Annotated in this window: 12 protein-coding genes; 1 reads left to right on the top strand and 11 read right to left on the bottom strand. The window is 65.2% G+C overall.

Annotation, left to right across the window (positions count from 1 at the left end; genetic code table 11):
• Positions 1-128: 128 nt before the first annotated feature.
• The 10 genes from IV500_RS15215 to IV500_RS15170 all read right to left on the bottom strand — a co-directional run bounded on the left by IV500_RS15215 (position 129) and on the right by IV500_RS15170 (position 11,241).
• Positions 129-587: a QcrA and Rieske domain-containing protein gene (locus tag IV500_RS15215; RefSeq protein ID WP_196397658.1), complete on the bottom strand. Its 459-nt coding sequence runs from the start codon at positions 585-587 to the stop codon at positions 129-131.
• A 138-nt stretch (positions 588-725) separates the two neighbouring features.
• Positions 726-2,876, bottom strand: a complete 2,151-nt coding sequence (locus IV500_RS15210) for a 3-hydroxyacyl-CoA dehydrogenase NAD-binding domain-containing protein (protein WP_196397657.1) — start codon at positions 2,874-2,876, stop codon at positions 726-728.
• Positions 2,873-4,102, bottom strand: coding sequence for a thiolase family protein (locus IV500_RS15205; RefSeq protein WP_196397656.1), 1,230 nt, complete (start codon positions 4,100-4,102; stop codon positions 2,873-2,875). Before IV500_RS15205 ends, IV500_RS15210 begins: the two co-directional genes overlap by 4 nt.
• 234 nt (positions 4,103-4,336) lie before the next feature.
• Positions 4,337-5,872 carry an HRDC domain-containing protein gene (locus IV500_RS15200; protein ID WP_196397655.1) on the bottom strand — a complete coding sequence of 512 codons (1,536 nt, stop codon included), beginning with the start codon at positions 5,870-5,872 and terminating at the stop codon, positions 4,337-4,339.
• A gap of 57 nt (positions 5,873-5,929) precedes the next feature.
• A complete protein-coding gene (locus tag IV500_RS15195) occupies positions 5,930-6,607 on the bottom strand; it encodes a DUF3000 domain-containing protein (RefSeq protein WP_196397654.1) in 678 nt (225 codons plus the stop codon).
• A 132-nt stretch (positions 6,608-6,739) separates the two neighbouring features.
• A complete protein-coding gene (locus IV500_RS15190; RefSeq protein WP_196397653.1) occupies positions 6,740-7,816 on the bottom strand; it encodes a threonine aldolase family protein in 1,077 nt (358 codons plus the stop codon).
• Between the two features lie 18 nt (positions 7,817-7,834).
• Positions 7,835-8,542, bottom strand: coding sequence for an SDR family oxidoreductase (locus IV500_RS15185; protein ID WP_196397652.1), 708 nt, complete (start codon positions 8,540-8,542; stop codon positions 7,835-7,837).
• Between the two features lie 35 nt (positions 8,543-8,577).
• Positions 8,578-9,951: a DUF6421 family protein gene (locus tag IV500_RS15180; RefSeq protein WP_196397689.1), complete on the bottom strand. Its 1,374-nt coding sequence runs from the start codon at positions 9,949-9,951 to the stop codon at positions 8,578-8,580.
• 305 nt (positions 9,952-10,256) lie between these two features.
• Entirely contained in the window at positions 10,257-10,733 is a 477-nt protein-coding gene (msrB, locus tag IV500_RS15175; RefSeq protein WP_196397651.1) for a peptide-methionine (R)-S-oxide reductase MsrB, read from the bottom strand.
• A 13-nt stretch (positions 10,734-10,746) separates the two neighbouring features.
• A complete protein-coding gene (locus tag IV500_RS15170; protein ID WP_196397650.1) occupies positions 10,747-11,241 on the bottom strand; it encodes a hypothetical protein in 495 nt (164 codons plus the stop codon).
• A 110-nt stretch (positions 11,242-11,351) separates the two neighbouring features.
• On the opposite strand from IV500_RS15170, the gene IV500_RS15165 reads away from it, so the two are divergent.
• Positions 11,352-12,662, top strand: a complete 1,311-nt coding sequence (locus tag IV500_RS15165) for an alpha/beta hydrolase family protein (RefSeq protein WP_196397649.1) — start codon at positions 11,352-11,354, stop codon at positions 12,660-12,662.
• Here IV500_RS15165 and IV500_RS15160 read toward each other — a convergent pair.
• Positions 12,659-13,105 (bottom strand): SufE family protein, encoded by a 447-nt coding sequence (locus tag IV500_RS15160; protein WP_196397648.1) that lies wholly within the window; start codon positions 13,103-13,105, stop codon positions 12,659-12,661. The genes IV500_RS15165 and IV500_RS15160 overlap by 4 nt on opposite strands.
• Between the last annotated feature and the right edge of the window lie 48 nt (positions 13,106-13,153).

Raw genomic sequence — 13,153 nt, 5'->3', positions numbered from 1 at the left:
AATCCAGTCTTTGACCCCTATGGCAGGGCCGTTGCTAGTGAGCATACGTGATTTGAATCCCGGCGGGGCCGGCGGAACACAATATTGCAGAAATTGTTGCCTTAAGCAGCTAGAGCTCAGGCAGGCAGCTACAGCGAGACGGTGATCCAATCCCCATCGATAGCCGCCTGCAGGGGTACCAGGGGACGCTGGGCAGGACCGGTAATGACGGTTCCATCCGCGGCCTCGAATGACGAGCCGTGACAGGGGCAGTCAAATTTCTTCCCGGCGGCCGCCACCGTACAGCCGGCGTGCGTGCAGACGGCGCTGTAGGCAAGGACCGACGTTTCGTCCGGCCGGTACAGCACGATGTTCTTATTATTGGCCTTTGCGCTGCCGGTGGCGCCGACGGCGAGATCGGCAAGGCGCCCGACGCGGACGGGAGTTCCGCCGCCAGAGGGGACGGCCGACGGCATCTGGGCAGCAGCAGGGGCGCCCTGCTGCGGAGAGCATCCCGTCAGTGCTGCAATAGAGCCGGCGGCGGCACCTGCCGTGAGGACGGAATGGTTCAGCAGGGTGCGGCGGTTTAGCGGAGCGCTCGAGTCCATGAATCCAGTCTGCCAGCTTCGGCTGGGAGATTTCCCACAGCCCGGCCACGTCGTGCCGCGGGCCCGCCGGTCCGCCGGCGGTGGCCCCTAAGGTATGGCCACGGCCGGCAGATTCGCCAGACCCGGATGCGCCAGGGCTTAGGCAGCCAGTTCCGGGTGGAAGAGCTTGCCATTGACGCGCTCGGACGCGCCCACGCGGTCAAGATAAGGGGTAATGCCGCCCAGATGCATCGGCCAGCCGGCGCCGGTAATGACGCACAGATCGATGTCTTCCGGACCGGCCACCACGCCCTCGGCGAGCATCCGGCCGATCTCGTCGGCCAGGGCATCCTGCGTGCGGGTGAGTACTTCTTCGCTGCTGGAGGGGGAGTTGCCCAAGCTCAGCAGAGCCAGCGTTTCCTCGGGCACAAACTGGCTGCCGTCGTCGTTCTTCTCCCACAGGCCCTTCTTGCCCGCATCGATTAACCGCTGCTGGTTCGCGGAGACATAAAAGCGGTCCCCAAAGGCCGCATGCAGGGATTCCTGCACATGCTGGCCCACCGGCAGCCCCACCAGCGCCAGCAGCGTGAACGGACTCATCGGCAGGCCCATCGGACGCAGCGCGTTGTCGGCTGTGACAGCATCGGTGCCCTCGTCAAAGGCAGCGGTGATTTCGCCGAACATCCGGCCCAGGATGCGGTTGACCACAAAAGCGGCGGCGTCCTTGACCAGGACCGCCGTCTTCCGCAGCGCCTTGGCCGTCTCGAAGGCGGTGGCCAGCACGGCGTCGTCCGTCTTCGGGGCGCGGACAATCTCCAGCAGCGGCATCAGGGCCACCGGGTTGAAGAAGTGGAAGCCCACCAGCCGCTCGGGGTGTGCCAGGTCCTCGGCCATTGCGGTGACGGAGAGCGACGAGGTGTTGGTGGCGAGGATGCAGGTCGCCGAAACCACGGCCTCCACTTCGGCGAAGACCTGCTTTTTGACGCTGAGCTCCTCAAAGACGGCTTCAATGATAAAGTCCGCGTCCGCGAAGGCAGCCTTGGAGACGGAACCGGAGACCAGCGCCTTGGTCCGGTTGGCGGCGTCGGGGGAGATCCGCCCCTTGGCCAGCAGCTTGTCCACCTCGGTGTGCACGTAGCCCACGCCCTTGTCCACGCGGGCCTGGTCGATGTCCGTCATGATCACCGGGACCTTGAGCTGCCGGGCGAAGAGCAGGGCGAGCTGGCTGGCCATTAGGCCGGCACCCACCACGCCCACCTTGGTGACGGGACGGGCAAGTTTTTTATCCGGTGCGCCGGCGGGACGTTTGCCGCGCTTTTGCACCAGATCCAGGAAGGCATAAACGGTGGAGCGGAACTCCGCCGTCTGGATCAAATCCGCCAGCGCCAGATCCTCCTGCGCGAAGGATTCGGCCTTGCTGTAGTTCTTTCCCTTTTCCAGCAGGTCGATGAGGCGGGCCGGAGCGGGGGCGGCATTGGACGTTGCGTCTTCGACAAACTTCCGGGCACCGGCGACGGCGGCATCCCAGGCCGCGCTGTTGGCTTCGGAAAGCGGCTCGGAGACGGCGTTGGGCCGGTCCACCGTGACCTCCCCGCTGATGACCTTGGCGGCCCAGGCGAGGGATTGTTCCACGAAGTCGGCCGGTTCGAAGAGTGCATCGGCGATCCCAAGTTTGAACGCGGCTGCGCCGCTGAGCGTGCGGTTGCTGCTCAGTGCGTTCTCGATCATTACCTTCACGGCATTAACCGGTCCGATCAGCCGGGGGAGCAGGTAGACTCCGCCCCAGCCGGGCACCAGCCCCAGGAACGCCTCCGGCAGACCAATGGCGCCGGCACCGGTGGAGACGGTCCGGTAATTCGCGTTCAGTGCGATTTCCAGCCCGCCGCCGAGGGCAACGCCGTTGATGAAGACGAAGCTGGGGACCCCCAGATCGTTCAGAGTGCTGTAGACATCGTGGCCAAGGCTGGCCATTAGGACGCCGGCCTCGCGGTCATGCAGCCCCTTGACGGCGGAGAGGTCGGCGCCGGCGACGAGGAAGTGCGGCTTGCCGGTGACGCCTACACCGACGATGTCCCCTGCCGCTGCCCGGGCCCGCTGGGCCTCCAGCACACCCTTGAGCTCCACCAGCGTGTTGGGTCCAAGGGTGCTGGGGCGCCGGTGGTCCAAACCGTTGTCGAGTGTAATCAGGGCAAAGGTGCCGGCGCCGGGACGGCCATTGACCGCAGGGAGCTGGACATCCTGGAGATATGAGTGGGTGACCACTTCATCGGGGAAGAGCCCGGTAAGGGTGCTGTAATCCTGGGCGCTCATGCTGCGTTCTCCTCTTCGGTGGCGGTGCCGTCCCAATGCGGGTTTTCCCAGACCACGGTTCCTCCCATGCCCAGACCGATGCACATGGTGGTGATGCCGTAGCGGACGCTGTGATCGTGTTCGAACTGGCTGGCCAGCTGATTCATCAGGCGCACACCGGAGGATGCCAGTGGATGCCCCACGGCGATGGCGCCGCCATAGCGGTTGACGCGGGGGTCCTCGTCGGCGATGCCGAAGTGGTCCAGAAAGGACAACACCTGCACGGCGAAGGCCTCATTGATTTCGAAAAGCCCAATGTCCTCGATGCCCAGCCCGGCCATCTTCAGGGCTTTTTCGGTCGCCGGGACCGGGCCGATGCCCATCACCTCCGGCTCGACGCCCGCGAAGGCGTAGGAGACCAGCCGCATTTTTACCGTCAGGCCCAGTTCCTCCGCCGCCTCGGCCGAGGCCAGCAGGGCCGCTGTGGCGCCGTCGTTCAAACCGGCGGCGTTGCCGGCGGTGACCCGGCCGTGGGCACGGAAGGGAGTGCGCAGGGAGGCAAGGTCCTCCACCGTGGTACCCGGACGCGGTGGTTCATCAACGGTATTCAGCGCCCAGCCCTTTTCGGGCTTGAGCGTTGCAACGGGTACCAAGTCCGGCTGAATCAGGCCGTCCTGGTAGGCCTTGGCGAGCTTATTCTGGCTGCCGACCGCGAAGGCATCGGTGCGGTCCTTGGTGATGGTGGGGAAACGGTCATGCAGATTCTCTGCTGTGTTGCCCATATTCAGTGCCGCAGGATCCACCAGGCGCTCGGACATGAACCGCGGGTTGGGATCTGCGCCGGAGCCCATCGGGTGGTTGCCCATGTGCTCCACGCCGCCGGCGATGACGACGTCGTAGGCGCCGAAACCGATGCCGGACGCCGTCGTCGTAACGGCTGTCATGGCGCCGGCACACATGCGGTCGATCGCGAAGCCCGGGACCGATTTCGGTAATCCGGCCAGCAGCGCGGCGGTGCGGCCGATGGTCAGGCCCTGATCGCCGGTTTGCGTGGTGGCCGCAATGGAGACTTCATCAATGCGCGCCGCTGGTAACGAGGGGTTGCGGCGCATCAGTTCCCGGATGCATTTGACCACCAGGTCATCGGCCCGGGTGCCGGCATAAATGCCCTTTTCGCCGGCCCTACCGAAGGGCGTGCGGACGCCGTCCACGAAGACAACATCCCTTACTTGCCTGTTATGGGTCACCTGATACTCCTCGTCGAGACTGTGAATCCGGGTCGGGATGGATGTCCTGCCATGCACCGAATGCCGGTGCTGCACCGGCTTCCACGATGGTGCACTGATCCCAGATGGTGCACGGCGCCAGCGTAACGGCCGACGGCGCCACCTTCCATGTTACTCATGAGTAACTTAGCTAACAAGCGGCGTGCTGCCGTTCCGCCCGCCGGCTACTGGTCAGGCTACTGGTCAGACTACTGGTCAGGCCGCGCCGGAGTGGCCGGCGGCGTCGGTCGGGAACCCGCCGTCGTTCTTGTCCGTTGCGTGCTTCGCTTCCTCGAGGTCCTTGTCTTTGAGGTCCTTGAGGTCCTTGAGGTCCTTGTCCTTCTGGTCCTTGTCTTTGAGGGGCAGCTCGTCGGGGTGCAGGAACGCCTCGGCCAGCAGGGGCGCCAGCAGCTTGACCTGCCAGGGACGAGCGCCCAGCCCTGCAAGCTGCTCGGACACCGTTTCGGTATTGGTCGGGGTCGGCGGCCGCCAGCAGGTCCGGCGGAGGTAGTCAGGGGTCAGCAGATTCTCGACCGGGATGCTTAATTCCTCGGACAGTGCGGCAATACGGGGACGGGCGGTGGCCAGGCGTGCTGCGGCAGCAGGATCCCGGTCCGGCCAGATCCGCGGCGGCGGGGGAGCATTGGTGGGCAGCTGCAGCGGGGGGAGATCCCGAAGATCCCGGGCGGTCGAAATTGCCCTGAGCCAGCGGGGCGCTTCTTTTTTGGCGGCGCGGCCGTTGAAACCCGGCACGGCCAGCAGCTGCGGGACGGTAGCAGGCATCGCCTTGGCGGCGGCGGCAACGGCCGAATCGGGAATCAGGCGCCCGGGAGCCACATCGCGTTTTTGCGCCAGCTGATCCCGCTCCGTCCACAACTCCCGCACGGCGGCCAGCTGGTGCCGGTCACGGAGCTGATGCGCCCCTGATGTCCGGCGCCACGGCTCAACCCGAGGCGGGGCGACGCCGCTGGTCAGGATCGCGGAAAATTCCTCCTGGGCATAACCGAGCTTTCCCTCGGCCGCCAGCAGTTCGATGAGTTCATCGCGCAGTTCGGACAGGACCTCGACGTCCAATGCGGCGTAGCGCAGCCACGGCTCGGGGAGCGGCCGGGTGGACCAGTCCGCCGCCGAGTGCTCCTTGGCGAGGCCGAAACCCAGCAACTGCTCGATCACCGCCGCCAGGCCGACCCGGGGCAACCCGGCAATGCGCGCGGCCAGCTCGGTGTCAAAGAGTCTGTCCGGCCACATTCCCAGTTCCAGCAGGCAGGGCAGGTCCTGGCTCGCAGCGTGCAGGATCCATTCCACCCCGTGCAGCGCTTCGTCGACGATTTTCAGGTCATCGAACGGCTCCGGATCAATCAGCCAGGTACCGGCGCCCTCGCGTCGGATTTGGATCAAAAAGGCCCGCTGCCCGTACCGGTAACCGGAGGCCCGCTCCGCGTCGACGCCTGCCGGACCGGTGCCGGCGGCAAGGGCGGCGGCGCAGCGCTCCAGCCCCTCCTGAGTCGAGATCACCAATGGCACGCCGTCCCGCGGAGTGTCAAGGTCGACGACGGCGGGCAGCCCCGAAATTTCCGCGCTCAGTTCCGCCGGCGTCAAGGTGCCCGGTGCCGTGCCGCCGGCCTCCTGACCGGGTGCCGTGCCCACGATCGGTTCCTCGGTGTGCGGGGACTTAGCCGGCCGCGAAGCTCTGGGGCCGCGGAGTCTGCTGCGTTTTTTGGCTGGGGTGTTTTGAGTATGCGGGGTGGTCATGATTCCTCTAGTCTACCGAGCGCGGATTCCGGGGCCTTCCATCCGTTTTCTGCACCGTCAGTTGAGCCTTTGCCCGGGCAGTGCAGTGACTCCCTCGGGCAGCGGGGGGAGTCCGGCAAAACTGCACACCATCTCGGACCAGGCCTGGAGGTGGGCGCCGACGTCCGCGGAGGCCGGGGTCCAAGAAGCACGGAGTTCCACTTCAACCGAATCCGGCCGTCCCGCCAGGCTGCCATAGCTTTCCGACAGGATTCTCGTGGCGGTGCCGCCCGCGGCACGGTAGGGGGCAGCGTTGTTGTCCAGAGCGTCCACCAGCCACGTCCACGCGACGGAGCCGAGCATCGCGTCGTTGCCGATATCCGCTTCGAGTTCGGCCCGGATATAGGTCACGATCCTGAAGGTGCCATCCCAGAGGTCAGAGCCTTCCGGGTCGTGCAGGAGGATGAATCGGCCGGTTGCCAGCTCCGGCGGCTGCTCGACGGCGGCCAGGACGGCCGGGCCGTGCACGGCCTTTAACGATCGTTCAGCGCCGGATCCGGGGACCCCAAGAGGTGCACCAGCCGGGCCGGCCGCGATGGCGGATCCGGTGACTTCAGCTCCGAGCGCGACGGCGAAAGGTGCCAGCCGCGATGGCGCCGGAATTTCCTCCAAGCGCAGCTCGCTTCGGCATTGGGCTTTCCTCAGGGTTCCCAGGGCCGTCAGGAAATCTGAGGGTACCTGTGCTATGGCGCTCACACTGGCAGGCTATGCCGCCCGGAGCCTGATCACTCGAAGGCGCGCCGGTATCCCGCCGCGCCGGCCCAACTAGGTAGCAGCAGAGGCACGCATAACGCGAAATGAGTGCATCTGCTGCTACCCAGTTGGGGATTAGCCGAGTTCGCTGCGGATGGCCGCGAGGAATGCGTCCACGTCAGCTTCGGTGGTGTCAAACGCGCACATCCACCGCACCTCACGGGCCGCCTCGTCCCAGTCATAGAAGCGGAAGGATTCGCGCAGCCTGTCCGCGGCACCTTCCGGCAGTACGGCAAAAACGCCATTGGATTCCGTGGCCTGGGTGGGCCGGACGGCGGCGATCGAGTCCACTCCAGCGCGCAGCCGTGCTGCCATGGCGTTGGCATGCCGGGCCGAACGCAGCCACAAATCCCCCTCCAGCAGAGCCAGGAACTGGGCGGAGATAAAGCGCATCTTGGATGCCAGCTGCATATTCATTTTGCGCAGATACAGCAGGCCTTTGGTTGCCTCCGGGTTCAACGCCACCACGGCTTCTCCATAGAGCAGCCCGTTTTTGGTGCCGCCGAAGGAAAGCACGTCCACACCGGCGTCGGAGGTGAAGGCACGCAGCGGCACGTCCAGATGGGCCGCGGCGTTGGCCAGCCGGGCGCCGTCCATGTGCACGAACATGCCGCGTTCGTGGACGTGGTCGGCAATGGCACGGACTTCCTCCGGCGTATAACAGGTACCCAGCTCGGTGGTCTGCGTGATGGAAACCGCCAGCGGCTGCGCCCGGTGTTCGTCTCCCCAGCCCCAGGCTTCCTGGTCAATGAGTTCCGGGGTGAGCTTGCCGTCCGGGGTCGCAACGCTGAGCAGCTTCATGCCGCCGACGCGTTCCGGTGCGCCGTTCTCGTCCATATTGATGTGCGCGGTACGGGCACAGACAACCGCACCCCATCTGGGCAGCACTGACTGCAGGCTCAGCACATTCGCTCCGGTGCCATTAAATACCGGGAAGACCTCAACACCGGCGCCGAAGTGGCCGCGCATGACTTCCTGCAGACGCGCGGTGTACACATCCTCGCCATAGGAAACCTGATGACCGTCATTCGCCGCGGCCAGGGCCTGCAGAACCTCCGGATGCACCCCGGAGTAGTTGTCCGAGGCGAACCCGCGCACGTTAGGGTCGTGCAGGCGGGCGGCGGAAGTCTGGCTGTTCACGGTCTCAGTCACGGGGAAGCGGTACCTTTTCTAGAGAATTCTGCGGCTGCCGTTAAGCCCGGCAGCCGGTTGGGTGAAGAGGGCCAATATCTCTTCGGCGAGTAATTTTACATCGGTAAACCCGGGAAAAGCACGCTGTGGTGCCGCCGCCCGCATGCCATCGTCCACCAGCGCCTTGACAGCCAGCACGACGGCGGCGGCCTGGCTTTGGTCCGCAGCGAACCCATCAGCGACGGCTTGGACCCACGCCTCGGCCGCCGCTTTGGCCATCGCATAGTTGGCGTTGCCCGCGGTCGGACGGGTTACCGAGGTGGAAGAGACGATGGCCAGCCGTCCGGTCGGGGAGGCCAGCAGATCCGGGTAGAACGTGCGGCTGGTGTTGCGCAGCGTTGTGATCACATTACGCTGCAGGAAGTCCCAGTCCTCGTCGCTCTGCCCGGTAATGCCTTTGCCGCCGCGCCAGCCGCCCACTAAATGGATCAGCCCGTCAACGGCGCCGAAGTCTCGGTGCACACTGTCCGCCAGCGCCTGAACGTCAGCCCAATCCGCAAGGTTGCAGACCAGCCCGCTGGCGCCGGGAATGCCGGCAACCGCGGACGCGATCCGATCGGCATCCGAACCGACGGAAAGCACCTGATGGCCCTTCTGCGCCAAGGCGCGCGCGGTGGCGATGCCGGCCGGGCTGCTGCCCCCGGCAATGAGTACAGTCAGTTTCTCCGTTTCCAGGCTTTCGGTCATGGCTCCAACCCTAACCACTTACGCCGCGGCACCAGTTATACCGAGGGAGCGGCGTCGGGGCTTTCGCCGGTGATGCCGGCCGTTGATTCAATCACGGTCCGCATCTTCTTCTCCAGCGCCTCATAGAACATGGAGAGCGGGAATTCATCATCGAGCACCTGGTCGGTCAACCCGCGCGGCGGTCCGTCCAGCGGCAAGGCATCCGGGCCCTTGGCCCAGACGGAGGCAGGATTGGGAGTGACTGTGCCGGCGACAAGCTGGTAAGCGGCGAGCCAATGCGCGGTCTTGGGGCGGTCGATCGAGCGCCAGTACAGGTCCTCAATGGCGGTTCCGAGGGCAATGACGACGTCGGTTACTTCGTCCCAGTCGATGGAGAGTTTCGTGTCGGTCCAGTGCAGCACGTGGTGCTGGTGCAGCCAGGCGAAGAGCAGCTGGCCGCCGAGCCCGTCGTAGTTACGGACGCGGCTGCCGGTGATGGCGAATCGGAAGATGCGGTCAAAGATAACGGCGTACTGCACAAGTTTGGCGTGCTTGCGCGCCTGCGGTGAGGCGTCCTCGTCGTGCTGGATGCTCACAGACTCACGGAACGCCGTCAGATCGCAGCGCAGTTCCTCCAGCGAGTACAGGAAGAATGGCATCCGCTGTTTGATCATGAAAGGGTCGAAGGGCAGATCCCCGCGCATATGCGTCCGGTCGTGGATCAGGTCCCACATCACGAATGTTTCCTGCGCCAGCTGCTGGTCATCGAGCAGGGCCGCAGCGTCCGCGGGCAATTCCAGCGACGTGGTGGCGGCTGCCGCGCGCAGGACGCGGCGGAATCGGGCGGCTTCGCGGTCGGCAAAAATGGCGCCCCAGGTGAACGACGGCGTCGTGCGCACCGCAACGCTCTCCGGGAACAGCACGGCGGAGTTGCTGTCATAACCGGCGGTGAAGTCCAGGAAACGGACCGGAACGAATAGCTTATTGGAGTACGCCCCCGATTCAAGCTCTGCGACGAATTCCGGCCAGATCACTTCAATCAGCACCGCTTCCACCAGTCGGCTGGTGCTGCCGTTCTGCGTGTACATCGGGAAGACCACTAAGTGGCCCAGTCCGTCGATGCGTTCGGCGGCCGGTGCGAAGGCGAGCAGGGAATCGAGGAAGTCCGGAACGGCGAACCCGCCGTCCCGCCACCGCTGGAAGTCGGTGACCAGCAGGCGCAGGTATTCATTGTCATGCGGAAAGTGCGGCGCCAAGGCCTTGATGGCGCCGCAGATGATGCCGACGTACTCCGCCGCGGGTCCCTGATCGGCAGCTTCGGGAACGGAACCGTCCTTAATCTGCAGCGGCTGGAGGGCCGTGGCGGCCGCCTTAAGGGCAAGCCAGTCGCTATTGCCGAGCAGATCGGCAGCCCCGGTCCGGTGCCACAGCTGACCGGCGGGCCCGGCTTCGCGCTCCTGCGTCGGAAGGGAATATGCGTTGAGTGTCTCGGTCACCGTGCCAGTCCTTATCTGTCATGGGCCGTTTCTGCCAGGGAAGGGAAACGACCGGTTTACGTCTCCTACGAGCGTATCAACGCGACAGCATTACTTATCCCAGATCCACTCCAACATTAGTAAAGGTTATGCTCGGGGGTGTGGAAACGGCCGACTGGGCCAGCACCGGGAATGCTGGCCCGGCCTCGGCCCCCGTAGCCTGGGAGGCAGGGACGTTGCGTGGGAGGCAGGGACGTTGCCTAGGAGGCAGGAACCAATGTCAAAGAGACAGAATTGATGCAGAAGCGCTGATCGGTCGGATTGTCCAGACCCTCACCTTCAAAGACATGGCCAAGGTGGGAATCACAGTTTGCGCAACGGACCTCGACCCGGTCCATTCCCATTGACCGGTCGTGGATATACCGGACATTTCCCTCTGCCAGCGGTGCCCAGAATGATGGCCAGCCGCAGGAGGAATCAAACTTCTCCCCGCTGGTGAACAGTTCGGCACCGCAGGCCCGGCACTTGTAAACGCCGGCGGTGTGCGAGTCCCAGTATTCGCCGGTGAACGGTCGCTCCGTTCCGGATCGCCGCAGCACGTCGAACTCCGCCGGCGTGAGTTCTTCGCGCCACTGCTGATCCGTTTTGGCCCCGCCGACTCCTGGCTGGTCTGTCACGGCGTCCCCGTCAGCAGTGCCGAGGTTCTTGTTCGTCTGGTCGTTCAACTGATTGCTCATATTGGCATAACGCTTAGGAGTCGCCAATAAATCCCGAGCCGGCGTAAAGATGCAGCACAGGGAGACCAAGCTTGTGCTGTGCCTGGCTGGCCCAATCCTGCCGGAAGGTATCCGCAAGAGCATGCGGACGGGTCACGACGACGGCCTGCCGGGCCTGGGTTTCCCGCACTGCCGCCACCAGAGAGTCAACGGCGTTTCCCTCCGATACCTGTCCGGTGACCCGCGCGCCGGCGTTTTCCAAGGTTGCCAGCGATACGGCGAGAATCTGCGCTGCCTCGGCGCGGACCGTCTTCTTGTCCGGGGCCTTCTCGCGTAGCTCCCGGAGCACTGCCGGCAGGTCCAGCATGGTCAGCCTGTCGACGACGTCCACGAGCAGGTTCCGTTTGGTGTCGGCAGGAACCAGCAGCTGCAGCGCTACGTCGTCGCCGTCGTCGTACAACCGGGTGATGTTTTCCGCGTCGACGTCGCCCAGCGGTTCCTCGGTGAGAATAATGATCGAATCAGTCATTGCCTAAGCGTATGTCAGCAACGCACCCGGCGAGGTCTCTGCAGCCACCCGCCGGAGCAAGCTGCGGTGCGCCGCTCGACGATCCCGGTCCGGTTGGCGACAATGGAAACATGCCGACTTCAGCCCCGCCGACTTCCCAGCGCAGCCGGTCCCTGCCCTCGAACGTATCCCGCCGCCGCCCGCACGCGGTTCCGGCCCAGGCCGCCGCGCCGGCCGGCTGGCTGAAATGGACCCTTGCCGGCATCGGTATCGGTGCGGGTGCGGGCTCCGTCCTGCTGACTGCAACCGCAGCGCTGGCCGCCTACTTTGCCCGCCGGGTGGTGACGCCCGCGAAGGAGCGCGAACAGGATTTGCCCATCCTGGCCGTGATCCGGGACGGCATGGACCTGGAGGTGGTCTTACCGGCGACGGCGGAAACCACGGTGCCGGGGACGTACAGCTTGTTCTTTGACAAGGGAGCCGGACACGCGGTGATTGGCGGGATCCGCTCCTACGTGCCGCGTGAAGGCACGGTGACCCGGGAGGTGCTGCGGGTCAGCGGCTCCGAGCTGGCGCACGCTGCCCGCGGCTGGTGGAGCTCGGCGGTGTACGCCGGCCCCGAGGACGTGGGGCTGACTGCCGAGGACATCACCCTGGAGCTGCCCGTGGGCCCGGCACCAGCCTGGCTCTTCCGCTCCGGGACCGGACAACGTACCTGGGCCATCATGGTGCACGGACGGGGCGCCAGCAGAAACGAGGGGCTTCGGGCGGTCCGGACCGCCCACGATCTTGGCCTGAACAGCTTATTGCTCTCTTACCGCAACGACGGCGAAGCACCCGCCGCGGGGGACGGCCGCTATGGACTCGGTGCCACCGAGTGGCCGGACATAGAGGCTGCCATTGAGTATGCGCTCTCGCAGGGGGCCAAGGACGTGGTGCTCTTCGGCTATTCGATGGGCGGCGCTATTGCGCTGCAGGCGGCCGACCTCAGCAAGCACCGGAACGTGATTCTGGCCATGGTTCTGGACGCACCGGTGATTAGTTGGGTTGACGTGCTGGCGCACCAGGCCGAGCTGAACAGGATTCCAGCCGCCGTCGGCCAGTACGGGCAGCTCATGCTCAGCCATCCCATGGGCCGCCGTCTGACCGGCCTGGCGGCGCCGGTGGATCTGAAAAGTATGGACTGGGTGGCCCGCGCGGTGGAACTGCGCACTCCCACACTGATTATTCACAGTGTGGACGATGATTTTGTTCCTTACGGGCCTTCAGCCGAACTGGCACTGCGCAATCCGGAGATGGTGACGATCGAGCTTTTCAGCCGTGCCCTGCATACGAAGGAGTGGAACGTCGATCCACAGCGCTGGGAAACCGTCGTGACCGATTGGCTGCAGCCGCGGCTGGGGCGCCATGAGCTGCCGAGGGTGTCGGGCCCGGAGGACTAGCCGGCCGCCGCGACCTTGCGCTTGATCCGCCCCAGCATGGCGGACATTCCGCGCATCCGCAGCGGAGTGATCGCCCGGGTCAGACCCAGCAGATCCGGCATGTCATCCGGAACAGCCAGAATCGTCGCGGCCGGAAGACCATCCAGGCCCTCATGCAGGACGCCGGCGAAACCGCGCGTGGTCGGCGCCTCCTGGGGTGCCTTGAAGAAGAGCCGGATCACGTCGCCGTCGTCGCCCTTTTCGGTCTCGACCGTCAGGAACAGCGGGGTCTGGCACTCCACCACCTGTTCCAGCAGCTCCGGATGATCGCTCAAACGCTCTGGAAGAGCCGGCAGCCCGCGGGAGAACTCCAGCAGCAGCAGGAGCCGATCGGGTTCTTCGAGGGCCTGGAAGTCGTCAACAATCTCCGCCAAGGCGGGAGGCAGTGCAGCTGTAGTAGTCATCGAAACCAGCCTACTCAGATTTCCGCCGGCGCGGTTAGCCGGCGGCAA

Origin of the sequence: Arthrobacter terrae (assembly GCF_015708085.1) — a bacterium.
Classification (GTDB): domain Bacteria; phylum Actinomycetota; class Actinomycetes; order Actinomycetales; family Micrococcaceae; genus Arthrobacter_M; species Arthrobacter_M terrae.
Note: the sequence above shows the minus strand (reverse complement) of the source record. Positions and strands in the feature narration are given on the sequence as shown.